The organism is Pseudomonas sp. NPDC088414, assembly GCF_044753325.1.
Classification (GTDB): Bacteria; Pseudomonadota; Gammaproteobacteria; order Pseudomonadales; family Pseudomonadaceae; genus Aquipseudomonas.
The window spans coordinates 111,430-134,779 of record NZ_JBIVMY010000009.1 but is presented as its reverse complement, the minus strand read 5'-3'; the positions used below and the strand labels follow the sequence as shown (position 1 = coordinate 134,779).

Genomic DNA, 23,350 nt, shown 5'->3' with positions numbered 1-23,350 from the left:
CGCATGGTGATCGCTTGACTCAATCGGCTTGCTCATACCCCATGCGCCAGCTCACGGCCCGCGTCGCCGCCAGCAATCGCTGCGCCGCCGGGCCGTTTTCGTCGGCGTGGAACAGTGAGGTCGGACCGACGATGGTCAGCACCGCGGCGATCTGCCCGACAGCGTTGAACACCGGCGCCGACAAGGCATCGACCCCAGGCATCAACAAACCGTGCACATGATGCAGACCGCGCGCGCGGATCTGTTCGCACAAACTGCTGTAGGCATTTTGATCGGCCAGTGGATGGCCGGCGACGGCAATTTCCTGCTCGCGTAACTCATCGGTTTCCCGATGCGGCAGAAAGGCACTGAACACCAGCCCGGTGGACGAACTGAGCAGCGGCAACACTGAACCCAATTGGGTCACCACCGTCACCGCGCGCACTGCCGGCTCGATGTGCACCACGGTCGCGCCCTGATTGCCCCACACTGCCAGAAAGCAGGTTTCATTCAGTTCGTCGCGCAACTCGGACAGGGGCAGGGCGGCGACTTTCAGCACGTCCATACTGTTGAGGGCTGCGAGGCCCACGCGCAGGGCTTCACGACCGAGGCCGTAGTGGTTGGTGACGGCGTTCTGCTCGGCAAAACCACTGGCGATCAGCGCCTGAAGATAACGGTGCACCTTGCTCGCCGGCATCTGCACGTGTTCGGCCAGACGCGATAGTGAGGTGGAGGGCGACAACTCGGCCAATGCCTTGAGGATGTCGGTGCCGACCTCGGCGGAGCGGACTTTCTGTTTGCCGTTGCTGTCGCTGGTTTTTTCCATGGTGCGGCCGGGATCCGAAAACGAATGGGCGTCTTTATAGCTTGACGCTGGATAGCGAGCAAATTACGTTATGCGTAATCGAATTACGATAATAACAACCCCGGCGTGCGCAAACCTCTGAGCCAGAGCGATGGGCCACTGCCGACTCCCTGTTCAGGAGGCTCCATGAACCTCGATTCAAACGCGTCGGAGCTGGCGTACCAGTCCGGTTTCGGCAACGAATTCAGCAGTGAAGCGTTGCCCGGCGCCTTGCCCATCGGCCAGAACTCCCCGCAGAAAGCCCCCTACGGCCTCTACACCGAATTGCTTTCCGGCACTGCATTCACCATGACCCGCAGTGAAGCGCGTCGTACCTGGATGTACCGGATTCAACCGTCGGCCAATCACCCGGCGTTCGTCAAACTCGAGCGGCAACTGGCCGGCGGTCCACTGGGTGAAGTAACCCCCAATCGCCTGCGCTGGAATCCTCTGGATATCCCGGCCGAGCCGACCGACTTCATCGATGGCCTGGTCGGCATGGTGGCCAACTCGGCAGCGGAAAAACCGTCTGGCATCAGCATCTATAACTATGCCGCCAACCGTTCGATGGAGCGGGTGTTCTACAACGCCGACGGTGAACTGCTGCTGGTGCCGCAACTGGGGCGGCTGCGCATTGCCACCGAACTGGGTGTGCTTGAAGTCGCGCCGCTGGAAATTGCCGTGCTGCCGCGTGGCTTGAAATTCCGCGTCGAGCTGCTTGATCCGCAGGCGCGCGGTTACGTCGCCGAGAACCATGGCGCTCCGCTGCGCCTGCCCGATCTGGGGCCGATCGGCAGCAACGGTCTGGCCAATCCACGGGACTTCCTCGCGCCGGTCGCCGCTTATGAAAACCTGCAGCAGCCGACAACGCTGGTGCAGAAGTTCCTCGGCCAGTTGTGGGGCACCGAGCTCGATCATTCGCCGCTGAACGTGGTGGCCTGGCACGGCAACAACGTGCCGTACAAATATGATCTGCGCCGTTTCAACACCATCGGCACCGTGAGTTTCGATCACCCGGATCCGTCGATCTTCACCGTGCTGACGTCGCCGACCAGCGTGCACGGTCTGGCCAACCTCGACTTCGTGATCTTCCCGCCACGCTGGATGGTCGCCGAGAACACCTTCCGTCCGCCGTGGTTCCACCGCAACCTGATGAACGAATTCATGGGCCTGATCCAGGGCGAATACGATGCCAAGGCTGAAGGCTTCGTGCCCGGCGGTGCCTCGCTGCACAGCTGCATGAGCGCCCACGGCCCGGATGGCGAAACCTGCACCAAAGCGATCAACGCGGAACTCAAACCGGCGAAGATCGACAACACCATGGCCTTCATGTTCGAGACCAGTCAGGTGCTGCGTCCAAGCCGCTTCGCCCTCGACTGCCCGCAACTGCAATCCACTTACGACGCCTGCTGGGCCACGCTGCCTGCCACGTTCGACCCGACCCGGAGATAACCCATGACTCAGACTTCCATCACCCGCAGTTGGGTTGCTTCGGCCAACGGCCACGCAGATTTCCCGTTGCAGAACCTGCCGCTGGGCGTGTTCAGCACTGGCGCCTCGGCGCCGCGCGCGGGCGTGGCGATCGGTGAACATATTTTCGATCTGCAGGTGGCGCTTGAAGCCGGCCTGTTCGACGGCCCGGCACGCAGCGCGGTTGAAGCCATGCACGGCGGCCTGTTGAACGCCTTCTTCGATCTCGGTCGCGAAGCCCGCGTAGCCTTGCGCAGCCGTTTGCTGGAATTGTTCAGCGAGGGCAGCAACCACCGCGGCGCCATCGAAGCCCAGAGCGTGAAACTGCTGCCATTGGCGGCCGATTGCCAGATGCACCTGCCGGCGCGCATCAGCGACTACACCGACTTCTACGTCGGCATCGAGCACGCGCAGAACGTTGGCAAACTGTTCCGCCCGGATAATCCGTTGCTGCCGAACTACAAGCACGTGCCGATCGGTTATCACGGTCGCGCCTCCACGGTGCGCGCCTCCGGCACTGACGTGCGTCGTCCAAAAGGGCAGACGTTGCCGGCCGGTGCCAGCGAACCGACCTTCGGCCCGTGCGCACGACTGGACTACGAGCTGGAGCTGGGCATCTGGATCGGTCAGGGCAACGAGATGGGCGAGTCGATTGCCATCGGTGACGCCGCTGATCACATTGCCGGTTTCTGCCTGCTCAACGACTGGTCGGCCCGCGACATCCAGGCCTGGGAATACCAGCCGCTGGGGCCGTTCCTGTCCAAGAGTTTCATCACCAGTGTCTCGCCTTGGGTGGTGACCGCCGAAGCGCTGGAGCCATTCCGCACGGCGCAACCTGCGCGTCCGCAAGGTGATCCGCAGCCGCTGCCATACCTGTTCGACAAACGTGATCAGGATGGCGGCGCCTTCGACATCGAACTGGAAGTGCTGCTGCTCACCGAAGCCATGCGCGAGCAGAGTCTGCCGGCCCATCGCCTGACCCTGAGCAACACTCGCTACATGTACTGGACCGTCGCACAAATGGTCGCGCACCACAGCGTCAACGGCTGCCAGTTGCAGGCCGGTGACCTGTTCGGTTCGGGCACCTTGTCCGGTCCGGAAAACGGTCAGTTCGGCAGCCTGCTGGAAATCACCGAGGGCGGTAAAAAGCCGATCGAACTGGCCTCCGGCGAAGTGCGCAAATTCCTTGAGGACGGCGACGAAATCATCCTGCGCGCGCGTTGCGCCCGAGATGGTTTTGCCTCGATCGGCTTCGGCGAATGCCGCGGCAAAGTGCTGGCGGCGCGCTGACAGGAGCGGATCATGGATCTCTACACCTATTACCGCTCGACCTCGTCGTACCGGGTGCGCATTGCTCTGGCGCTGAAAGGGCTCGACTACACCGCGTTGCCGGTCAACCTGATTGCGCCGTCCGGGGGCGAGCACCGCCAGGCGGCGTACCTGGCGATCAATCCGCAGGGCCGGGTGCCGGCCTTGCGCACCGATGACGGCGAGTTGCTGATTCAGTCGCCAGCGATCATCGAATACCTGGAAGAACGTTATCCACAACGGCCGTTGTTGCCCGAAGACCTCGCGGCCCGTGCTCATGTGCGCGGTGTGGCGGCGGTGATCGGCTGCGACGTGCATCCGCTGCACAACGTCAGCGTGCTCAATCGCCTGCGTCAGTTGGGCCACGAAGAGCCGCAGGTGGTGGAGTGGATCGCGCACTGGATCAGTCAGGGGCTGGCGACCGTCGAGCAGTTGATCGGTGACAGCGGTTTCTGTTTCGGTGAGTGGCCGTGTGTGGCGGATGTCTATCTGATTCCGCAGTTGTATGCGGCGGAGCGGTTCGGTGTTTCGCTGGAGGCTTATCCACGGATTCGTCGGGTGGCGGCGCTGGCGGCAGAGCATCCGGCGTTCATCAAGGCGCATCCGGCAAACCAGCCTGATACCCCTTAACGCTTCACAATGCCCCAATGTAGGAGTGAGCTTGCTCGCGATAGCGGAGTGTTAGATATGGGGATGTTGACTGACACACCGCTATCGCGAGCAGGCTCACTCCTACAAGGGATCAGCGCCGCATACAAAAAACATAAAAACAAAACAGGTACCTTGCGATGCACAACCAGATTGCCAGCTTCCGCGCGGCACTCGACGCCCGTCCTGTGTCCCGCTATCAGTGGTTACTCCTGATCCTGCTCGCCTTGTTGCTGGTCACCGACGGTTATGACGCCCAGGTGCTCGGTTACGTAGTGCCGGCCCTGGCCCAGGACTGGGGGCTGGAGAAAGCCGCGTTCGGGCCGGTTTTCAGCGCCAACCTGTTGGGTCTGACCCTCGGTTCGCTCGCGGTGACGCCGCTGGCCGACCGCTTCGGCGTACGGCGAATCCTGCTTGCCTGCGTGCTGATCTACGCCAGCCTGACGGTGCTGATGGTGTTCGCCGACTCGCTGAATACCCTGATGATCGCGCGTTTCATCTGCGGCATCGGCATGGGTGGGGCGATGCCCAGTGCCATGGCGTTGATGTCGGAATACTCACCGCCACGCCTGCGCACCTTGATGGTGACGCTGGCGGCTTGTGGGTTTTCATTTGGCGGTGCGGCGGGCGGTTTTGTTGCTGCGGGCTTTATCGATCGCTTTGGCTGGCAAGCGGTGTTTCTTGCCGGTGGTGTCACGCCATTGCTGCTGTTCCCGTTCCTGTGGTGGATGCTGCCGGAATCGCTGCCGCGTCTGCTGCGCGATGCACCGCCCTATGCGCGCCTGCGCAAAGTCACCGCGCGAATGCTGCCGGACTGGCAACCGCCGGCCGCGTCCGTCGAACAGAACGAGCGCGAGCAGGGCAGCAAATTGACCGTGGTCGAGCTGTTCCGCAACGGTTATGCGCGACCGACCCTGCTGATCTGGGCGACGTTTTTTGTCAGCCTGATTCTGTTGTATTTCATGATCAGCTGGCTGCCGACGCTGTTGCTGGAAAGCGGTCTGAAACTCAATGAAGCCAACCTGGTGACCTCGATGTTCCTGTTCGCCGGCACCTTGGGCGCGGTGTGCATGGCGTGGTTCGCCGATCGTTTGCAACGCAAGGTGCGCCTGCTCTGCGCAGTGTTGGCCGGGGCGGCGCTGTGCACGATTCTGCTGGGCTTGAATCACGACAATCCACGTTATCTGGTGGCCTGCGTGTTTGCCGCCGGGTTCTGCATCATCGGTGGGCAACTGACGCTGAACGCCTTTGCCAGTAATTTCTACCCGGCGCATGTGCGGGCCACAGGCACTGGCTGGGCGCTGGGGGTAGGGCGCTTCGGTTCGATCCTCGGGCCGCTGTTCGGCAGCATGCTGCTGGCGATGCACATTCCGGTGACGCAGATTTTCTTCTTCTGCGCGATTCCGGCGGTCATTGCGGCGCTGTTGATCATTCAGGTGCGCTCGCCTTCCGAGTCCACCCTGTCCAATGTAGGAGCCAGCCTGCTGGCGAAGAACGATAACGCGGTCTGACAGAAAAAACGGCGGCGCCTGCATCGCGAGCAGGCTCACTCCTACAAAAAGCGTTTAGTGCACTACGGAATTCGGCGGCAGATGCCCGAGCCGTTCAGTCAGGCGCAGGCGCTGGATCGGGTCATCACTGAGCAGCAGCGCATGCTCCAGATCGAAGCGCTCCGCGTTCGGGCAATCGAGCCGTTGATACAGGCTGGCGCGGGCCAGATAATCGGCTGCGCTGGCACCGCCCAGTTCCAGCACGCGCTCGGCATCGATCAGCGCGGCGATGTAATCCTCATGGGCCAGATGCAACTGGCGCAGGTTGCGTGACAGGCGCTGAAGCATCTGCTGCGGGCTGGCGGTGGCCAGATGGTCGGCATTGAGTTTGAGGTGCGCGCCGTACTGACGCTGCAACAATTCGCGACAATCATTCGGATACAGGCGCCGACCACCGCAGGGATCCAGCAAGTGATCTGCACCGGGTACCCGCAGCAGGAAATGCCCGGGGAAGTTCACCCCGACCAGCGGAATCTCCAGACCACGCGCCAGTTCCAGAGCAATCAAGGACAGGCTCAGCGGTTGGCCGCGACGGGTCTGCAGCACTTTGTCCAACAACGCAACCTGCGGGCGCAGCGGCAGAAAATCGTCCTGAGAGAAGCCCAGGTCATTCATCCGCCGCAGCAACGGTTGCGCCAGTTCGCTGACCGGCAGCATCGGCAAGCCGTAGCTGACGCGCTGTTGCAGCGCCTTGAAGTCTTGTTGCAGCGCTTCGACATCGAGACCTTTTTCGTGTTCAGCGGCCATCCACAACGCCGCTTCGAACAGCGCGGGCGGTGAACGGTGCAGACACTCGAAAAAACGTTGGCGCGGGCTCATCGCAATCTCCGGGGAATGCCTCGTTTTAGCCCCGTCCGCGCCATTCGTCCAGTACCGACCAGGTTATGCCGCAAAGTCATCGTCGAAGCGGGCGCTTATTCCGGCGCGCTTCAGCAATTTTTGGGCGCAAGCCTATACTGGCGTCTACCAGAAGTGATTCGGGAGCCTGCCGATGTTCGCTCTCATGCAAAGCACTCGCCTGGAATCGCTGCACCTCAGCGTTGACCCGGTCACCGGGTTGAAGGCGGTCATTGCCATTCATAACAGTCGCCTTGGCCCAGCCCTGGGCGGTTGCCGTTATCTCGCCTATCCCAACGACGAGTCCGCAGTCGAGGACGCCATTCGCCTCGCGCAGGGCATGAGCTACAAGGCTGCCCTGGCCGGGCTCGATCAGGGCGGCGGGGTGGCGGTGATTGTGCGCCCGGCGCATGTGGAAAACCGCGCTTCGTTGTTCGAAGCGTTTGGCCGCTGCATTGAGCAGCTCGACGGTCGCTACATCACCGCCATCGACAGCGGCACTTCGGTGGCGGACATGGATTGCATCGCCCAGCAGACCCAGCATGTCACCAGTACCACTTCGGCCGGTGACCCGGCGCCGCATGCGGCGATGGGCGTGTTCACCGGGATTCGCGCTACCGCCATGGCGCGGCTGGGCAGTGATAACCTCGAGGGCCTGCGCGTGGCGATTCAAGGACTGGGCAACGTCGGTTATGCACTGGCCGAGCAGTTGCACGCGGCGGGCGCGGAGTTGCTGGTCAGCGACATCGATCACGGCAAAGTGCAACTGGCGATGGAACAGCTCAACGCGCATCCGATCGCCAACGACGCGTTGCTCAGCACACCGTGCGACATCCTCGCGCCATGCGGCCTCGGCGGAGTGCTCAACAGCCATACGGTGACGCAACTGCGCTGCTCGGCAGTGGCTGGTTCGGCGAATAATCAGCTGACGCATCTGGATGTGGCCGATCAACTGGAGCGGCGCGGCATTCTGTATGCGCCGGATTACGTGATCAATGCGGGCGGGTTGATTTATGTCTCGCTCAAGCATCGCGGAGAAGAGCTGGGGACGATAACCGCGCACCTGTCGAAAATAAGTTCGCGTCTGACTGAAGTGTTTGCCCATGCGCAGGCCGAGAAGCGTTCGCCGGCGCGGGTGGCGGATGAGTTGGCGGAGAAGGTTTTGTATCGCTGAAAAGCAAAAGATCGCAGCCTGCGGCAGCTCCTACATATGGAATGCGTATTCCCTGTAGGAGCTGCCGCAGGCTGCGATCTTTTCGATTCAAACGTTGTTACTTGGCAGCTTTCGCCGCTTTTGTCGGTTTAGCCGGTGCTTCAGCAGGCTCTTCTGCATCAGCCACTTCCGCCACTGGTTCGGCTGGTGCATTGATCAGCTCCGACAGCGCATCAGGCTGGCTCTTGAACGCCTTGGCGAACACATCGCGGTTCTTCGCCATGTAGATCCCGACTTCTTCAACCTGTTGCTCGTTCAGCGACGGCACGGCTTTCTGCAACACTTCGGACAGCATCTCGGCCAGTTCGAGCATTTTGTCATGACGGTCAGCTTCGGCTTTATCCATGAACAAGCGCTCCAGATCTCGGCTGCTGCGGTATACCACTTCGACGGCCATTCACCACCTCACATGCCTTCACATTTAGTTGTCTTAGCGACTACTGTATTTATATACAGCGAAAGGATAAGCGAATCCCTGCGCTTTGGGTAGTGGCTTTTCAATGTAGACCGGATTCGGCGTTTTTCCCCCTCAAACAAAACGACCCGCACACGGCGGGTCGTTGGTTTTATTTTGATTTCAGAACTTGCCGCTGGCGTAACCCCCATCGATGGGCATGATCACACCCGTGACGTAAGCGGATTGATCGCTGAGCAGCCAGAGCACCGCGTTGGCCACTTCGTCCGCGGTGCCGAAACGTTTCATCGACGTCACGTTGATTTTGCGCTGGGTGTTTTCCGGTGCGGCTTTCAGGCGTGCCTCGCTGTTCATGCCGCCGAGGATCGGTCCCGGGGCGACCGCATTGACGCGAATGCAGCCGCCGTCTTCCAGTCGCGCATTTTCGATCGACGCCACCTGGGTCATGCCGTTGATCGCCTGCTTGCTGGCAACATAGGCGACCTGGCCGCCAATCGGTACTACACCGGCACAGGATGAGGTGTTGACGATGGCCCCGGTGCCGCGGGTGAGCATCAGTTGCAGTTCATGGCGCATGCAGTGGTAGGTGCCGTTGACGTTGATGTTCATCACCCTCATCCAGTCATCCGGGCACGATTGCGCGAGCGCTCCGTACTTGGCGGTTACGCCGGCATTGTTGAACGCGCAATCGAGACGGCCGTAGACCAAACGAATGCTCGCGAACGCCTGCTCGACCTGCACCGGATCCCCGACATCACAGGCGATGAAGCGGCAGTGTTCACCCAGCCGATCGGCCAGCGCTGCGCCTTTTTCTTCGTCCCGGCCGAACACGATCACATCGGCGCCGGCCTTGATCAGGCGTTCGCTGACGGTCTCGCCGATGCCACTGGTGCCGCCGGTGACCAGGCAGACTTTTCCCAGAAAATCGTACATATGTCGCATCTCCTTATGCCAACGCGGGGCGTAAATATTTCGGGTTCACGCAGCAATACACCCGATCCAGTCGCGGATTGCTCTTGTCGCTGAAGCACTGACTGTCCCAGCGGCATTTGTGGATGTCGGCGGAACGGCCCTGCAGGGTTTTGTTGATCAGGTCATTGTCGGCGAACAGCGCTCGCGACATTCCTACCCAATCGCATACGCCATCGGCAAGCAACTGCTCGGCCTTGTCCAGCCCATCGATGAAACCGGCGTAACCCACCGGCACTGTCGACACGGATTTGATCGCCCGCACGCCGGCTTGCAGGTATTGGTCCATGGTCTCGGAATGCACGATCAACTGGCCGAACGTCGCGCCCATGCACATCGAACATTCCAGCGCGGCAACGCCGGCCTGACAGAGCGCCTGCACGGTTTCCTTGAGATCCGGATATTGCAGCCCTTCAGCGCCCAGACGGTCGTCGATGCCCAGACGAATGGTGACGATCAGTTGGCCTTGAGTGCGCTCGCGGATGGCCCTGACCACGTCGAGCAACAGCCGCGCACGGTTCTCTTCGCTGCCGCCATACCGGTCGGTGCGCTTGTTGGTGTGCGGCGAGAGAAAACTGCTCAGCAGGTAGCCGTTGGACGCCTGCAACTGCACCAGACGCGCGCCGTTGGTCCAGGCCAGCCAGGCGGAATGGGCGAACTGCTCGATCACCAGAGCGATGTCGGTTTCGTCCATGATCCGCACGCGGTAATCCGGATCGAGTTTCGACACGCGCGGGCAGGGCACGCCACTCGGGGTCAGCACGGCAACGCCGGTGTGCGTGGTGGTGCCCTGACCGCCGTAATGCTGCAGTTGCACACCCACCGGCGTGTTGACCTGCTCGGCCATCGCGAACATCGCCTTGAGCGATTCGCCCTGATGTTCCTCGAACAGGCCGAGCCCGGTGCTCTGTAAACGCGACTGCGGCGAGACCGTGGCGTTGCACAGAAACGCCATGGAGCAACCGCCCTCCATGATGCCCTGATAGAACTCGATCATGGCGGGCGTCACGCACCCGCTGTGATCGGCCAGGTCCACGCCCATCGACGCGAAGAACAGCCGATTGCGCAACTCCAGCCCACCGGCCAGCCGCAGGGGCTCCAGCACGTGGGGATAGCGCGGCATCATGCTTCCTTCCTTTGTTCGGGCATCGCCGAAGCTTGATCGAAGGTCATCCACAACGGTTGGCCGAGGACGGGCGCCGGAACCGGGGCGGTTTCTTCGTGGGAGAAGTAAGCGAACTGTTTGAGCACTTCGCGCCACTTGAAGCGCAACGGCGAATCCAGCTCTGCCAGGTGCAGTTTGAGCGTGCCGGCCTTTGTCGCGTCGCAGGCGTGCAGCGATTGCAGCGGCAGGCTGAGCATGCCTTCGTTTTCCAGGTACAGGTAGACGTGGCCGCGCTCGGAAGCCTCGAGCGGGCTGTCGCATTGCACTTGCAGACCGGCCATCGACAGCAGCTCAAGACGGGCGGAGAGGTGACGACCGGAATCCAGGCGCACCAGCACTTCATGGCGTATGCCCTTGAGCGGACGGAACCAGCAGGCGGGGTCGATGTTGATATTCCGCATACGCTTGAACACCGGCATCTTGATCACTTCGCCGTGCAGGCGAATGTCGGCCACCAACTCGCCACGCTGGAAGAATCGCGCACGCTTGTCGACCTTGCGCGCCCGCGGCGGCGCCATGCCTTCGTAGTCGCCGACCAGTACATCCACCTGAAACGAAGACTCGGTGTACCGGGGAAAACTCGACAGCAGATCAACGATGGAAATCGACACCTCGCCGCGGGCGTAACCGCTGTGCTGGTAGAACTGCGCGTACATCGCCTGGCGTGCCGCTTCGATCAGCATCAGGCCCGGCACGTGTTCGTGGTGTTTGCGGTAAAAGAAGTAATTGGCGGTGTCGTTGAACAGGGTGAAATAGAGCAGGCCCTGTTGCGGGCAGCCGTCCAGAGCCTTCAGAACATCATGCACCTGTCGACGCTGATCAAGGCTCAGGCCGTTGTCGCAACCGGGCAGTCGAGCCAGTTTGGCCTCGGTGCTTTCCAGCACCCAGACGCCGCTGAGGATCAGGTGGTCGGTGGTTTTCTCGTAGTTCGTCAGCAGCTCCGGCAGACAGTCGGACAGGCCCGCCAGTTCGAGCTCCTCCAGGTCGATGATGGTTGGCAGCGAACGCAGCACCAGACGTTCGCTGTCCAGCCGATAGGCCTGATTGACGATCTCCAGAGCCACTGGATCAAGGTTGGCCTGCTGCACGATGGCGGCCGGCAGCCAGGCTGGCAGCAAGTGGTGAGCGTCGTAAATCAGCACGTCGTCATCGTGGCCCTTGTGGACGATGTCTTTGGCAACTTTCCTGTGCATGTCGATCATGATCATCCCTCTGTGTTGAACGTTGGTTGTAAGGCAGTTGCTATCCATGGCGTGAAATCGACCCACACCGAAAGGTGCTGCTCGACGCGTGTCGGCAGCTTCAGTTGATGTGTTTTCTTGTTTTCTTGTTATCGCGTGTCGGGCAGGGTTACTGCACCGTGATGTAGCAGGCGCCGAGGGTTCGGTTGTCCAGTACCTGCGGCGGTGCCAGCCATTTGTAGTCGATGCCGCCACGTTTGAGCAGGCGGCCGATCGCGACCGGTGACACCGACACCAGATGTGAAACGCCGCAGGTCCTGGCGTACTCCAGCGTGGCCATGAACAGGCCAACGGTGTTTTCGTCGGACATCACCTGTTCGTTTTTGCCGCCCTCGGCATCGAGGTCCAGTGAGGTGAAGCGCGACAGCTCCCAGATGTCATCGCCGCACGGGGCAGGCTTGTCGCCGAGCAACGAGGTGAACACCTCACTCAGCAGATACGGCTGGGTGGTCGGCAGCAGGCGGGCGCATCCCTTGATGTTGCCGTCGTGTTCTTCGGCGACGATGTAGTGAGTGCCGCTGTGATCAAATTGATCAAACTCGAAATCGTCCGGCGTGGATAACTGCCAGCCGAGGCGTTCGACGAACACCTGATAGCGATATTGAGCCAAGCGTTGACGCTTTACTGTCGTCAACTCGTCATAACGTCCTGACAAGTAATCCATCACAGATTCCGTTTAGTGATTGGTTGGGTGGCGATTAAAGTGCACACTGCGCTCGCATACTACCTGTCACCCTTGACAGCTAGCGGAAACATTTGGAAATATGCTAGGCATGTTGGCAAGAGGCCGACAGCAATAACTGCGGGAAAGGAATCTCTATGTCATATTGGCAGGCTGAACTGTTGGAAAACGCCATGTCTGCAACGGATGTCGAGTTGTTGTTCGACAATATCAAGACCGTTGCCCGGCAGTTGGAGTTTGATTATGTGGCTTACGGGTCACGCAGGCTTTTTCCCATCACCAAACCCTGTCTTTTTCTTGCCAATAATTATTCGCCCGCCTGGCAAGCTGCCTATTCCGCCAATCGCTACCTGGACATCGACCCCTACGTCATGCGCGCAATGCGCAGCGTAAAACCGGTCCTATGGGACGCTGAACTCAAGGCTCAGACGCCCGAATTCTGGCACGAAGCGCAGGCTCACGGACTCGCGGAGGGCTGGGGGCAGACGCTGCTCAACAGCGAAACTCAAGGGCTGGTGACCTTCGCCCGGGGCAGCGAGCCGATCACCGCGCTGGAACTCGAAACCAAACAGGCGCAGCTGTCCTGGCTGGCCCAGATCACTCACCTGGGCCTGACGCGCCTGCAAATGCGCGGCGTGGATTCGGCGCTCCCGGTGCCAATAGAACTGTCGCAAAGGGAAAAGGAAATCCTGCAATGGACCGCTGACGGAAAGTCATCGGACGATGTTTCGGTGATCCTCGGCATCAGCAAAAGGACGGTTAACTTCCATATAAACCATTGCCTGAAGAAGCTCGGTTGCCAAAACAAGATCGCTGCTGCAGTTAAAGCTTCGCTGATGGGGCTGCTCTGGAAATAATTACACCAGTCATATATTGGATAACTAACTGGTGAATAACCGAGGTGAGTGTGCGCGAGTTCACAGATTGACCCGATTAATAATATTTCACTTATAAGCTAATGCCATTTCAAGCGTAACGAACTTATCAAGAAACTTCAGTTATACCGTCACAATCATTCTTGTCGACGGTGCCTGTTCAACGGTGCGACCAAACGCCACGGCGCAGGTTTCATGCCGGCTCGCCATGATGCGTGGCCTCGTTTCTGCATGGCGCACAGCGCATACGGAAAACCGTCACGTCCAACCGGCATCATCCGCTCGCATCGGGCTAAGGAACATCATCGTGAAAATCAACTGGGCCGAGAAACTGCGGCAAAACGTGCATCAACTGGCCGAGTCCCTGGGCAACCTGTTCGTCGAGACCTTCCACTACCTGGCGCTGTTCGCCATTGGTGCGGTGACTGCGTGGGCGGCGGTGATGGAATTTCTCGGCATGCTCGAAGAGGGCCATATCAAGATCGATGACATTCTGTTGCTGTTCATCTATCTGGAACTGGGGGCGATGGTCGGGATTTACTTCAAGACCAACCACATGCCGGTGCGCTTCCTGATCTACGTGGCGATCACTGCGCTGACCCGCCTGCTGATCTCCAACGTCTCGCACCACAACCCGCCGGACATGGGCATCATCTACCTGTGCGGCGGCATTCTGCTGCTGGCGTTCTCGATCCTGGTGGTGCGTTACGCCTCCTCGCAATTTCCGTCGGTGAAGATCGAGAAACCGCAACGCAAACTTGGCGCCGGCTCCGGTGAGCACCCCGAGATCGAGAAGGGCGAACTCTAAATCCCGGCTGATGGTCGAGAGCGGCCGTCAATTGGCTGCGGTGGCGGGGGCAGACCGTCGCCGCCGGTCATCGCTTCAAGGATCGCCATGGCGCTGTGGCCCTGTTCGATGGCGATGCCGAACTGGATGCTTTGCACCAGCCGTTTGAGCCGTACCGGATCGTTGCGCTGTTCGGCGCTGATCATCCGTTTGGCGACGATTCGGCCGCTGTTGGACAAGGTCAGCATGATGCTGCCGTCCAGTCCCTGAATGCTCAGGTTGATCTGATAGTCCGGCGCGAAGGCATCGGTAATGATCTGAAAAGGGTTGTCCATGATGCGTCACCGCCTGATTGAACGTGCAGTTGTTGACCGGCCGTGATCGGGTTGGTTCGCAATACCTGATCATCGGCGATTCCGTGGCCTGTGTTGTTGCTTTATGCAGGAGCTGCCGCAGGCTGCGATCTTTTGATCTTCAGCGTCTTGATGTGCGTCATGCAGATCAAAAGATCGCAGCCTCGTTGCATTCGACAGCTCCTACACAGGGCTTAGCAAGGGCTGTGCCGGGAAAATTGCTGGACAATGTATACGGCATAAAAAAGGCGAGCCCATGGCTCGCCTTTGTCATTTGTGGCCCGTTTCAGGGCAGAACCGAGTAGATGATCGCCGACAGTGCAATCAGGCCGATCAGCACCACGAACACGTTGGACGCCTGACCCGAATACTGGCGCAAGGCTGGCACGCGGCGGATGGCGTACATCGGCATCAGGAACAGCAGGCAGGCAATCACCGGGCCGCCGAGGGTTTCGATCATGCCGAGGATGCTCGGGTTGAACGTTGCCACCGCCCAGCAACTGAGGATCATGAACAGCGCGGTCGCACGGTTCAGCCAGCTCGCCGACATCACCTTGCCATGACCGCGCAGGCTCTTGACGATCATGCCCTGAAAGCCTTCGCTGGCGCCGATGTAGTGGCCGAGGAAGGATTTGGTGATCGCCACCAGCGCAATCAGCGGCGCAGCGTAAGCGATGACCGGGGTCTGGAAGTGGTTGGCCAGGTACGACAGGATCGAAATGTTCTGCGCCTTGGCCGCGGCCAGATCGGCCGGCGACAGCGCCAGCACGCAGCTGAAGCAGAAGAACATCACCGTCACCACCATCATCCCGTGGGCCATGGCGAGGATGCCGCTGCTCTTGCGCTCGGCCTGCTCGCCGTAGCGCTGCTTCTGGTCAACCGCGAAGGCCGAGATGATCGGCGAATGGTTGAACGAGAACACCATCACCGGGATCGCCAGCCACAGGGTTTTGAGGAACGTCGACAGTGGCATCGCCTCCTTGGCGCTGGCGAAGAACGCGCCGTTCCAGTTGGGGATCAGGCTGAGACCGAGCAACAGCAGGGCTGCGACGAACGGATAGACCAGCACGCTCATGGCTTTGACGATCACGTTCTGCCCGCAGCGCACGATCGCCATCAGGCCGAGAATCAGCGCCAGCGACAGAATCGCTCGGGGTGGCGGGGCGATGTGCAACTGGTGTTCGAGAAAGCTGCTCAAGGTGTTGGTCAGCGCGACGCTGTACACCAGCAGGATCGGGAAGATCGCGAAGAAATACAGCAGGGTGATCAGCTTGCCGGCACCGATGCCGAAGTGTTCTTCGACGACTTCGGTGATGTCGCCCGAACGCCCGGACAGCACGAAACGAGTCAGGCCACGGTGGGCGAAGAAGGTCATGGGGAACGCCAGCAGCGCCAGGATCAGCAACGGCCAGAAACCGCCGACACCGGCATTGATCGGCAGGAACAAGGTGCCGGCACCGATGGCGGTGCCGTACAGACCGAGCATCCAGGTGGTGTCGGATTTGCTCCAGCCTTTGTGGGCAATTTCGGTGTTGCGTGTGCGATCTACAGCGGGGTTTTCGGCAGCAGGTGTACGTACATCGGTCATCGTTTTGGCCTCGTTATTATTTTTGCTCGGGCTCACGGTTGGCAGGCCGCGGGTGGCGGCCTGCCGGGGCGGTCAGGGAATACGCGTCAGCATTCCACCCAGCTCACGGCCAGGCCGCCCCGTGAAGTCTCTTTGTATTTGTCGTGCATGTCGGCGCCGGTATCGCGCATGGTGCGGATTACCCGGTCGAGGGAAATGAAGTGTTTGCCGTCGCCGCGCAGGGCCATTTGCGTGGCGTTGATCGCCTTCACCGCGGCGATGGCATTGCGCTCGATACACGGCACCTGCACCAGGCCACCGACCGGATCACAGGTCAGGCCGAGGTTGTGTTCCAAGCCGATTTCCGCAGCGTTTTCCAGTTGCTCCGGCGTTGCGCCGAGCACTTCAGCGAGGCCTGCAGCGGCCATCGCGCAGGCCGAACCGACTTCGCCTTGGCAGCCGACTTCGGCGCCGGAGATCGAGGCATTTTTCTTACACAAGATGCCGACGGCGGCGGCGCCCATGAAGAACGCAACCACGTCATCGTCAGGCGCGTCCGAATTGAATTTCATGTAGTAGTGCAGAACGGCCGGAATGATCCCGGCCGCGCCGTTGGTCGGCGCGGTGACCATGCGCCCGCCAGCAGCGTTCTCTTCGTTGACGGCGAGGGCGAACAGGTTGACCCATTCCATCGCCGACAGCGTCGAACTGATCACGTTCGGCTTGACGATTTCCAGCAGGCTGCGGTGCAACTTCGCCGCGCGGCGCGGCACGTTCAGCCCACCGGGCAGGATGCCTTCGTGGCGCAGGCCTTGCTCGACGCACTCGCGCATCACTGACCAGATGTGCAGCAGGCCGTTACGGATTTCAGCGTCACTGCGCCAGGCCCGTTCGTTGGCCATCATCAGCTCCGACACGCGCAAGTTGTGCTGCCTGCACAGGTTCAGCAATTCGGCAGCGCTGGAAAAATCGTATGGCAACACCACGTCGCCGGCCGGCGCCACACCGGACTCGGCTTCCGCCGCTTCGATGATGAAACCACCACCAATCGAGTAGTACGTTTGTGTGAACAGCTCGGCGCTTTCGCCGAAGGCTGTCAGCGACATGGCGTTGGGGTGGTAGGGCAGGCTTTCGTCCAGCAGCAGGAGATCATGCTGCCAGTTGAAGGAAATTTCTCTGTGCCCGGCCAGCAGCAACAGGCCACTTTCGCGCAGTTGCTGGATGCGTGGGTCGATGGTCGCCGGATCGATACTATCCGGCCATTCGCCCATCAGGCCCATGACCGTGGCGCGGTCAGTGGCGTGACCGACACCGGTGGCCGACAGCGAACCGTACAAACGGATTTCCACGCGGCGCACATCATTGAGCAGGCATTGCTCGATCAGCGCCCGGGCGAAGGTCGCGGCGGCACGCATCGGACCGACGGTGTGGGAACTGGACGGACCGATGCCGACTTTGAATAGATCGAAAACACTGATAGCCATGCTAAACCCTTACAAGCAATGGAGTAGGAATCGCTGCCATTTTTTGTAGGACAAGCGCAATGTCGGCGATACTGCCTACCTCGGTCCTACGTGACCAACGAAACTTCCTAAGAAAGCCTTTAGCAGGACTAAACAATGAGTCGTCAATTGCATGCCCAGACCTACGTCTGGCTGCAGGTGTTTTCCTGTGCCGCGCGGCACCTGTCCTTCACCCGTTGCGCGGAAGAGCTGCACATCACCCCGGGGGCGGTCAGCCAGCAGATTCGCCAATTGGAAGAGCGCCTCGGTTTTCGCCTGTTCCACCGACGAGCGCGGGGTGTCGAGTTGAGTGCGGAAGGCCAGCGACTGGCCATCACGGTCAACGAGGCCTACGGCAGCATCGATGCTGAATTGCGCCGTCTGGATGCCGGGATGATCAGCGGGATTCTACGGGTGCGTTCGATTCCGTCGTTCCTCAGTAAATGGCTGACCCCGCGTTTGCCGCGTCTGCAACAGCGTTATCCGGATATCCAGTTGCGCCTGGTGGCCGAGGACAGCAGCGTGCCGTTGCACGAGGGCGACTTTGATCTGGCAATCGATCTGAACGACGGCAGCTACCCGGGCCTGTTATCCACGGCCTTGCTCGACGAGCAGATTTTCCCGGTGTGTGCGCCGAGCCTGTTGCGTGGACGTCCGCCGCTGCATGGGCCGGTGGACCTGGTGCATTTCCCGTTGTTGCACGACATCACCGCCTGGCGCGGCAGTTACGAATACGCGGAATGGGAGTTCTATCTGAACGCGATCGGCTTCGAAGGCGCCGACGTACGGCGTGGACACACGTTCAACCGCAATCACCTGACCATCGAAGCCGCGATTGCCGGCATGGGCGTGGCGATTGCCCGGCGTACGTTGCTCAACGATGAGCTGGAGCGCGGGACGTTGATCGTGCCGTTCGGTCTGTCGGTGCCCAACCACAAACGCTACGTGCTGCTGTATGCGCCGGGGGCCTTGAGCCATCCGGGCGTGCGTGCGGTGCATGACTGGCTGGTGGAGGAGGCGGGGATTTTCCGCAGTTTGCACCCGTTGAACGACGGGCAATTGTGAGCAGATTTTACAGGGTTGCCAGGCGACCCAACTCCCGACCTTACCAGTGACTTGCTCGGTTGTCCGGCTTTTTTTGCGAATGAATATTTATCTTTTTTCAGGGGTTGAAATGTTCGTCAGTCGGGCCGATTGTTGTAACCAAGGGGTCAGGAAATTCAATTCAAGGCCTCTCGCGAGCTAGCTGAAATAAGGGATGAACTATGCAAATCCAAGTCAACAGCGATAACCATATTCAAAGCAGTAAACGACTGGAGGAGTGGGTACGTACAACCATTGAGAGCACGCTCGACCGTTATGAAGAAGACCTGACCCGTGTCGAAGTCCACCTGAGCGACGAGAACGGCGACAAACCAGGTCCCCATGACTTGCGCTGCCAGCTGGAAGCGCGGCCAAAAGGCCACCAACCGATTTCCGTCACCCATAAAGCCGATTCGCTGGAACAGGCGATCGACGGTGCAGCCGAAAAACTGGAACATGCGCTGGAGCACCTGTTTGGCAAACTGCGGGGCAAACCCCGCGCCGCCATCGTGCCATTCAGCAAGGCGAACGACGCACTGCTGGAAGAAGAGTTTCTGGAGAACGAACAGGCAGCGATCAACAGTTGATACGCTGATTTTTCAAGCCACCCCATGAGAACGGGCCTGCGCAAGCAGGCCCGTTTTTGTTTGTGGCGTTTTTTTGCGCAGGGCATCAGAAAGCGGCCCCTCACCCCAGCCCTCTCCCTCCGGGAGAGGGGGCCGACAGAGGTGTCTGACGTGAAACATCGACCTGAAAGACCGACTCGACTATGGATTCGGCAAAGCAGAATCAGGTCGGCGTACTTCGCAAGCATCCCGCAATCAGTCCCCTCTCCCTTGGGAGAGGGTTAGGGTGAGGGGGTTTTCAATCTCAGAACGCGAGGGAGGTTTGCACGTACACCGTGCGCGGTTCACCCACGTACTTGCCTTTATTGTTGTCATCAAACGAGCGGGTGAAATACTGCGTGTTGAAGATGTTCTTCACCCCCACCGCCACATTCAGGTCCGACAATTGCGGGCCGAAGTCGTAACCGGCGCGGCTGCTGAACAGCATGTAGCCCGGGATCTTGCCGGTGCTGCCGTCGGCGCTTTCCCTGGAAGTGTTGGCGTTGTCGGCGAACTGGTCGCTCTGGAAGCTGCTGTCAAAGTTGAGCTTCCACGGGCCTTCGGTGTAACCGACGCCAATTGTGCCTTTGTGTTTCGACGAGAACGGCACGCGATTGCCCTTGTTCGGCCCATCTTCGCGGATGGTCGCGTCAACGTAGGCGTAGGTCGCGTACACATCGAAACCGGCCAGTGCCGGGCTCAAGTCATCCAGCGCGTAATTGACGCTGGTCTCGATCCCCTGATGGCGGGTCTCGCCACGGGCGATCACCGAATCGTTGGTCTGGTTGCTTTCGTACTGATTGTCGAAGTTGATCAGGAACGCACCGATCTCCGCGCGCAGTGCGCCGTTGTCGTAACGGGTGCCGAGTTCCCAGGTGCGGGCCTTCTCCGGTTTCACTTCGCCGCTGCTCACGCGGTTGGGCATCTGGCTGTACTGCACGCTGCCGAACGAGCCTTCGGTGTTGGCGTACAGGTTCCAGCTGTCAGTCAGGTGGTACAGCACGTTCAATGCCGGCAGCGCGGTGTTGTAGTCGCCCTTGTATTTGACGTCGGTCAGGTTGTTGGTCTGCTGCGATTCGATCATCTCGTAGCGCACGCCCGGAGTGATGGTCCACTTACCGATGTCGATGCGATCGTCGACGAACAACGCATTGGCTTCGGTGCCACCGCGGGTGTCGCGGTCGTTGCGGCTGTCGGTGGTCGGGTATTGGTTGCTGCTGATCGGCGTGCGATAGCGCAATTCGTGGCCGGCCTCGTTGATGTAGCGGTAGCCGACGCCGACTTCGTGGCTGGTCGGGCCGAGGTCGAAGCCCTGGGCGAAACGGGTTTCGAAACCGCGCACCCAATACTCGCGTGGCGACAGTGAGAGGAACGTGCCCTGATCCAGATAGCCGCTGCGCAAGGTCTTGGTGAAGAAGGTGTTGGCGGTGAATTCGCGGCGATCTTCCTGATAGCGATAGCCGAAGTTGAACATCGTACGGCGGCCCCAGAACTGGTCTTTCGGGCGCGTCGACTGGTACGGATCGGCATCGTAATCGGCAACGTTGAGGCCGCCGGGCATGTCGGCCTTGCCCTCGTAATACTGGGCCATGGCGTTGAAACTGTTGGCCTCGTCGAGCTGGTATTTGCCCTTGAGGATCAGGTCGTCGATCTCGCTGTCGCTGTGTTCGCGCCAGTCGCCGCCACGGGTGCCGGAATACAGTAGCGCGCCGCCCAGACCATTTTCATTGGTGCCACCGGCCAGCAGGTTGGCGCTGGTCTTGAAGCCATCGTGACTCGACGACGGGCTGGTCTCAGTCTGGAAACCACCCTTGACCGTCGGCGCATCGGGAATGGCACGGGTCACGAAGTTGACCACACCGCCGACGTTCTGCGGGCCGTAACGCACCGCGCCGCCGCCACGTACCACGTCCACGGCATCCATGTTGCCCATGCTGATCGGCGCGAACGACAACTGCGGTTGGCCGTACGGTGCGAACGGCACGGGAATGCCGTCCATCAGTACGGTCGAGCGCGCGGCCAGGCGCGGATTGAGACCGCGTATGCCGAAGTTCAGCGCCATGTCGTGGCTGCCGGTGCCGTTGTTTTCCGGAGCGTTGACCCCGGGGATGCGGTTGAGCACATCGCGCGCCTGAGTCGCGCCCTGGCGTTCGAAATCTTCGCGGCGGATCACATCACGGGCGCCCGGGTGTTCGAAGACGTTGACCTGCGCGGCATCACCGAGCCAGTCACCGACGACTTTCGAGGTGTCCAGCTCCAATGCGGTGTCGCCGGCCGGTTGCAGGCTGAACGCATTGTTGCCTTCGGCGCGGGCTTGCAGGCCAGTGTCTTCGAGCAGCGCATCGAGACCTTGTGCGGCGCTGTAGCTGCCTTCGAGGCCACGGCTTTGCACGCCGCTGGTGATTTGCGAGCTGAAGGAAATCAGCACGCCGGCTTCACGACCAAACTGGTTGAGGGCGTTTTCCAACGATGCCGGGGCAATATGGTAAACCTTGGTTTCGGCGGCCATGGCCGGCAGAGCGCTGAAGCCCAGGCTGGCGCCCAGTACGAAGTTGCGCAAGCTGCGGGCCAGTGGCGTGAGGCGGGTGGGGTGCATGAACGATGATCCTGAGAAGGTTGAATCAAGGGGGCTTTCCTTCTCTGTCACGCCAGATCTGAAAAACGGCTCACGGTTTACGAATATTTTTTTGAATGACTGATTTTGTGGCGAGGGAGCTTGCTCCCGTTGGCGCGCGAAGCGGCCCCCGTATTGAGGGCCTGCTGCGCAGGCCAGCGGGAGCAAGCTCCCTCGCCACAGTTTTGTTTTAAACCCGGGCCTCGACACTCACCCAATAACGGGTAAACCGCCGCACTTTCACCGGCAGACTGATTTGCAGCAGATCAAGAATCCGCTCGCTGTCGTCCAGTGGATAAGTCCCGGAGATCAGCAGGTCGGCCACCTTCGCATCACAATGCAACTGCCCCCGGCGATAACGGCCGAGTTCATCGAGGAAGTCGCCCAGACGCATGTGCGCGGCAACCAGCATGCCCTCGGCCCAGGCGCCGCTGTTGGCATCCAGTGGCTGGGCTGCGCTGATCGAGGTGGTGCTGAAACTCAACTGCCGGGCAACCGGCAACCACATCGGGGCGCGTCCGTGGGTGATCAATTCGACCTGGCCTTCGAACAACGCTACCTGCGTGCGATTGGCAAATTGCCGCACGTTGAGCCGGGCCGCGCTGGTTTTCAGCACACCTTGTGCCGTGCGCACTTCGAACGCTTGCGCGCTGCTGAGGAGGATCTCGCCTTCCAGCAAACGGATCAGCCGTTGTGCACCGTCTACATCCGCCGCACTCGCGGTGTTGAGCTGCAACTGGCTGCCGGCGCCCAACGCAATCTTGCGACGTTGGCCCACCGGGCTGCGGTAGTCGGCGAGCAGCGTCGGCAGTGGATTGTGCTCGCGCATGCCCCAGGTGACGGCGGAACCGGCACCGAGAAGCAGCAGCAATTTGAGCGCCTGTCGGCGGCTGGAAGACTTCGGCCCGTTCAACGTGGCATGGGCCAATGGCGACGCCACACCGCGCAAGCGCTGGTTGACCCGCTGCATGTGCTCCCACGCCCGACGATGTTCGCTGTGGGCGTCCAGCCATTGTTGCCAGGCCTGTTGCTGGCGTGGGGAGAGCGTGCCTTGCTGCATTTCCAACAGCCAGTGCACGGCCTGTTCGGCCACTTGCGCAGAGAAATCCGGAGCGCGATTCATAGGGCGAAGTAGCAGCGCAGGGCGGCTTTTTGCAGATGACGTTTGACCGTGGCCACCGAGATGCCCAGTTCGACGGCGATTTGCGGATAAGTCAGGCCATCGACCTGCGCCAGCAAAAAGGCGCGCTTGACCAGACGTGGCAAGCCATCGAGCAACTGATCCAGTTCGATCAGGGTCTGCAGGATGATCGCTTTGTCTTCTTCCGATGGCGCAACCATTTCCGGCATCTGCGCCAGGGTATCGAGGTAGGCGCGTTCCAGGTCCTGGCGGCGGTAATGATTGAACAGCACGCGTTTGGCGAGGGTGGTCAGGAACGCGCGCGGTTCGATGATCGTCACCGGTTCGCGGGCGCTGAGCACGCGGATGAACGTGTCTTGCGCCAGATCCGCCGCGCTGTCCGGGCAGCCGAGTCTGCGCCGCAACCAGCCGGTGAGCCAGCTGTGGTGGTCCTGGTAGAGCGATTCGACGGGATGGGCGGACGGCAAGGGGATTACTCCGGGCGCATGATCGATGCGTTAGA

The 23,350-nt window shown here is 60.6% G+C and carries 21 protein-coding genes and 1 pseudogene; 9 read left to right on the top strand and 13 right to left on the bottom strand.

Translation table 11 applies throughout. The features are described from left to right. Nucleotides 1–19: 19 nt before the first annotated feature. On the bottom strand, nucleotides 20–805 hold the full coding sequence (locus tag ACIP8I_RS11585) for an IclR family transcriptional regulator (protein ID WP_400761117.1): 786 nt from the start codon (nucleotides 803–805) through the stop codon (nucleotides 20–22). Nucleotides 806–970: 165 nt separating this feature from the next. On the opposite strand from ACIP8I_RS11585, the gene hmgA reads away from it, so the two are divergent. The 4 genes from hmgA (at nucleotide 971) to ACIP8I_RS11565 (ending at nucleotide 5,760) form a co-directional block, all read left to right on the top strand. Continuing rightward, nucleotides 971–2,275, top strand: a complete 1,305-nt coding sequence (hmgA, locus tag ACIP8I_RS11580) for a homogentisate 1,2-dioxygenase (RefSeq protein ID WP_400761115.1) — start codon at nucleotides 971–973, stop codon at nucleotides 2,273–2,275. Between the two features lie 3 nt (nucleotides 2,276–2,278). Continuing rightward, nucleotides 2,279–3,583: a fumarylacetoacetase gene (gene fahA / locus ACIP8I_RS11575; RefSeq protein WP_400761112.1), complete on the top strand. Its 1,305-nt coding sequence runs from the start codon at nucleotides 2,279–2,281 to the stop codon at nucleotides 3,581–3,583. Between the two features lie 12 nt (nucleotides 3,584–3,595). After that, nucleotides 3,596–4,231 carry a maleylacetoacetate isomerase gene (gene maiA / locus ACIP8I_RS11570; protein WP_400761109.1) on the top strand — a complete coding sequence of 212 codons (636 nt, stop codon included), beginning with the start codon at nucleotides 3,596–3,598 and terminating at the stop codon, nucleotides 4,229–4,231. Between the two features lie 158 nt (nucleotides 4,232–4,389). Beyond that, on the top strand, nucleotides 4,390–5,760 hold the full coding sequence (locus ACIP8I_RS11565) for an MFS transporter (protein ID WP_400761107.1): 1,371 nt from the start codon (nucleotides 4,390–4,392) through the stop codon (nucleotides 5,758–5,760). Nucleotides 5,761–5,814: 54 nt separating this feature from the next. On the opposite strand, the gene ACIP8I_RS11560 is transcribed toward ACIP8I_RS11565, so the two are convergent. Beyond that, on the bottom strand, nucleotides 5,815–6,618 hold the full coding sequence (locus ACIP8I_RS11560) for a SirB1 family protein (RefSeq protein WP_007968075.1): 804 nt from the start codon (nucleotides 6,616–6,618) through the stop codon (nucleotides 5,815–5,817). Between the two features lie 172 nt (nucleotides 6,619–6,790). Between ACIP8I_RS11560 and ACIP8I_RS11555 the strand changes: the two genes are divergently transcribed. Continuing rightward, nucleotides 6,791–7,810, top strand: a complete 1,020-nt coding sequence (locus ACIP8I_RS11555) for a Glu/Leu/Phe/Val dehydrogenase dimerization domain-containing protein (protein WP_007968076.1) — start codon at nucleotides 6,791–6,793, stop codon at nucleotides 7,808–7,810. Nucleotides 7,811–7,991: 181 nt separating this feature from the next. Here the strand turns inward: ACIP8I_RS11555 and ACIP8I_RS11550 are convergent. From ACIP8I_RS11550 to ACIP8I_RS11530, 5 genes and pseudogenes are all read right to left on the bottom strand, one after another. Continuing rightward, nucleotides 7,992–8,246, bottom strand: a pseudogene (locus ACIP8I_RS11550) (YebG family protein); the annotation flags it as partial. Between the two features lie 180 nt (nucleotides 8,247–8,426). Next, on the bottom strand, nucleotides 8,427–9,197 hold the full coding sequence (locus ACIP8I_RS11545) for an SDR family NAD(P)-dependent oxidoreductase (RefSeq protein WP_400761103.1): 771 nt from the start codon (nucleotides 9,195–9,197) through the stop codon (nucleotides 8,427–8,429). Nucleotides 9,198–9,210: 13 nt separating this feature from the next. Next, the gene (locus tag ACIP8I_RS11540; RefSeq protein ID WP_400761101.1) at nucleotides 9,211–10,359 is read right to left on the bottom strand and encodes an NADH:flavin oxidoreductase; all 1,149 of its coding nucleotides are present in this window, start codon (nucleotides 10,357–10,359) and stop codon (nucleotides 9,211–9,213) included. After that, the gene (locus tag ACIP8I_RS11535) at nucleotides 10,356–11,600 is read right to left on the bottom strand and encodes an AfsA-related hotdog domain-containing protein (protein ID WP_400761098.1); all 1,245 of its coding nucleotides are present in this window, start codon (nucleotides 11,598–11,600) and stop codon (nucleotides 10,356–10,358) included. The genes ACIP8I_RS11540 and ACIP8I_RS11535 overlap by 4 nt, the downstream gene beginning before the upstream one ends. Nucleotides 11,601–11,748: 148 nt before the next feature. Next, nucleotides 11,749–12,303 (bottom strand): acyl-homoserine-lactone synthase, encoded by a 555-nt coding sequence (locus tag ACIP8I_RS11530; protein ID WP_367083168.1) that lies wholly within the window; start codon nucleotides 12,301–12,303, stop codon nucleotides 11,749–11,751. Nucleotides 12,304–12,458: 155 nt separating this feature from the next. Between ACIP8I_RS11530 and ACIP8I_RS11525 the strand changes: the two genes are divergently transcribed. After that, the gene (locus ACIP8I_RS11525; RefSeq protein ID WP_400761095.1) at nucleotides 12,459–13,178 is read left to right on the top strand and encodes an autoinducer binding domain-containing protein; all 720 of its coding nucleotides are present in this window, start codon (nucleotides 12,459–12,461) and stop codon (nucleotides 13,176–13,178) included. A gap of 325 nt (nucleotides 13,179–13,503) precedes the next feature. Beyond that, nucleotides 13,504–14,004 (top strand): phosphate-starvation-inducible protein PsiE, encoded by a 501-nt coding sequence (locus ACIP8I_RS11520; protein WP_003221775.1) that lies wholly within the window; start codon nucleotides 13,504–13,506, stop codon nucleotides 14,002–14,004. Here ACIP8I_RS11520 and ACIP8I_RS11515 read toward each other — a convergent pair. The 3 genes from ACIP8I_RS11515 to ACIP8I_RS11505 all read right to left on the bottom strand — a co-directional run bounded on the left by ACIP8I_RS11515 (nucleotide 14,001) and on the right by ACIP8I_RS11505 (nucleotide 17,387). Further along, a complete protein-coding gene (locus ACIP8I_RS11515; protein WP_202370141.1) occupies nucleotides 14,001–14,318 on the bottom strand; it encodes a DUF3509 domain-containing protein in 318 nt (105 codons plus the stop codon). The two genes, ACIP8I_RS11520 and ACIP8I_RS11515, sit on opposite strands and share 4 nt — an antisense overlap. A gap of 304 nt (nucleotides 14,319–14,622) precedes the next feature. Then, the gene (locus ACIP8I_RS11510; RefSeq protein WP_400761092.1) at nucleotides 14,623–15,924 is read right to left on the bottom strand and encodes an HAAAP family serine/threonine permease; all 1,302 of its coding nucleotides are present in this window, start codon (nucleotides 15,922–15,924) and stop codon (nucleotides 14,623–14,625) included. A gap of 86 nt (nucleotides 15,925–16,010) precedes the next feature. Further along, the gene (locus ACIP8I_RS11505) at nucleotides 16,011–17,387 is read right to left on the bottom strand and encodes an L-serine ammonia-lyase (protein WP_400761090.1); all 1,377 of its coding nucleotides are present in this window, start codon (nucleotides 17,385–17,387) and stop codon (nucleotides 16,011–16,013) included. A gap of 135 nt (nucleotides 17,388–17,522) precedes the next feature. On the opposite strand from ACIP8I_RS11505, the gene ACIP8I_RS11500 reads away from it, so the two are divergent. Continuing rightward, on the top strand, nucleotides 17,523–18,470 hold the full coding sequence (locus tag ACIP8I_RS11500; RefSeq protein WP_103369604.1) for a LysR substrate-binding domain-containing protein: 948 nt from the start codon (nucleotides 17,523–17,525) through the stop codon (nucleotides 18,468–18,470). A gap of 200 nt (nucleotides 18,471–18,670) precedes the next feature. Further along, the gene (locus ACIP8I_RS11495; protein ID WP_007968091.1) at nucleotides 18,671–19,075 is read left to right on the top strand and encodes an HPF/RaiA family ribosome-associated protein; all 405 of its coding nucleotides are present in this window, start codon (nucleotides 18,671–18,673) and stop codon (nucleotides 19,073–19,075) included. A gap of 283 nt (nucleotides 19,076–19,358) precedes the next feature. Here the strand turns inward: ACIP8I_RS11495 and fecA are convergent, their stop codons facing one another. The 3 genes from fecA to ACIP8I_RS11480 all read right to left on the bottom strand — a co-directional run bounded on the left by fecA (nucleotide 19,359) and on the right by ACIP8I_RS11480 (nucleotide 23,315). Next, the gene (gene fecA / locus ACIP8I_RS11490) at nucleotides 19,359–21,689 is read right to left on the bottom strand and encodes a TonB-dependent Fe(3+) dicitrate receptor FecA (RefSeq protein ID WP_400761088.1); all 2,331 of its coding nucleotides are present in this window, start codon (nucleotides 21,687–21,689) and stop codon (nucleotides 19,359–19,361) included. A 208-nt stretch (nucleotides 21,690–21,897) separates the two neighbouring features. Further along, on the bottom strand, nucleotides 21,898–22,830 hold the full coding sequence (locus tag ACIP8I_RS11485; protein WP_400761086.1) for a DUF4880 domain-containing protein: 933 nt from the start codon (nucleotides 22,828–22,830) through the stop codon (nucleotides 21,898–21,900). After that, entirely contained in the window at nucleotides 22,827–23,315 is a 489-nt protein-coding gene (locus ACIP8I_RS11480) for a sigma-70 family RNA polymerase sigma factor (protein WP_400761083.1), read from the bottom strand. Before ACIP8I_RS11480 ends, ACIP8I_RS11485 begins: the two co-directional genes overlap by 4 nt. Between the last annotated feature and the right edge of the window lie 35 nt (nucleotides 23,316–23,350).

Bases quoted from the DNA above. Each gene is read 5' to 3' on its own strand.
- ACIP8I_RS11585 (WP_400761117.1), bottom strand. From the start codon at position 805: ATGGAAAAAACCAGCGACAGCAACGGCAAACAGAAAGTCCGCTCCGCC.
- hmgA (WP_400761115.1), top strand. From the start codon at position 971: ATGAACCTCGATTCAAACGCGTCGGAGCTGGCGTACCAGTCCGGTTTC.
- fahA (WP_400761112.1), top strand. From the start codon at position 2,279: ATGACTCAGACTTCCATCACCCGCAGTTGGGTTGCTTCGGCCAACGGC.
- maiA (WP_400761109.1), top strand. From the start codon at position 3,596: ATGGATCTCTACACCTATTACCGCTCGACCTCGTCGTACCGGGTGCGC.
- ACIP8I_RS11565 (WP_400761107.1), top strand. From the start codon at position 4,390: ATGCACAACCAGATTGCCAGCTTCCGCGCGGCACTCGACGCCCGTCCT.
- ACIP8I_RS11560 (WP_007968075.1), bottom strand. From the start codon at position 6,618: ATGAGCCCGCGCCAACGTTTTTTCGAGTGTCTGCACCGTTCACCGCCC.
- ACIP8I_RS11555 (WP_007968076.1), top strand. From the start codon at position 6,791: ATGTTCGCTCTCATGCAAAGCACTCGCCTGGAATCGCTGCACCTCAGC.
- ACIP8I_RS11545 (WP_400761103.1), bottom strand. From the start codon at position 9,197: ATGTACGATTTTCTGGGAAAAGTCTGCCTGGTCACCGGCGGCACCAGT.
- ACIP8I_RS11540 (WP_400761101.1), bottom strand. From the start codon at position 10,359: ATGATGCCGCGCTATCCCCACGTGCTGGAGCCCCTGCGGCTGGCCGGT.
- ACIP8I_RS11535 (WP_400761098.1), bottom strand. From the start codon at position 11,600: ATGATCGACATGCACAGGAAAGTTGCCAAAGACATCGTCCACAAGGGC.
- ACIP8I_RS11530 (WP_367083168.1), bottom strand. From the start codon at position 12,303: ATGGATTACTTGTCAGGACGTTATGACGAGTTGACGACAGTAAAGCGT.
- ACIP8I_RS11525 (WP_400761095.1), top strand. From the start codon at position 12,459: ATGTCATATTGGCAGGCTGAACTGTTGGAAAACGCCATGTCTGCAACG.
- ACIP8I_RS11515 (WP_202370141.1), bottom strand. From the start codon at position 14,318: ATGGACAACCCTTTTCAGATCATTACCGATGCCTTCGCGCCGGACTAT.
- ACIP8I_RS11510 (WP_400761092.1), bottom strand. From the start codon at position 15,924: ATGACCGATGTACGTACACCTGCTGCCGAAAACCCCGCTGTAGATCGC.
- ACIP8I_RS11505 (WP_400761090.1), bottom strand. From the start codon at position 17,387: ATGGCTATCAGTGTTTTCGATCTATTCAAAGTCGGCATCGGTCCGTCC.
- ACIP8I_RS11500 (WP_103369604.1), top strand. From the start codon at position 17,523: ATGAGTCGTCAATTGCATGCCCAGACCTACGTCTGGCTGCAGGTGTTT.
- ACIP8I_RS11495 (WP_007968091.1), top strand. From the start codon at position 18,671: ATGCAAATCCAAGTCAACAGCGATAACCATATTCAAAGCAGTAAACGA.
- fecA (WP_400761088.1), bottom strand. From the start codon at position 21,689: ATGCACCCCACCCGCCTCACGCCACTGGCCCGCAGCTTGCGCAACTTC.
- ACIP8I_RS11485 (WP_400761086.1), bottom strand. From the start codon at position 22,830: ATGAATCGCGCTCCGGATTTCTCTGCGCAAGTGGCCGAACAGGCCGTG.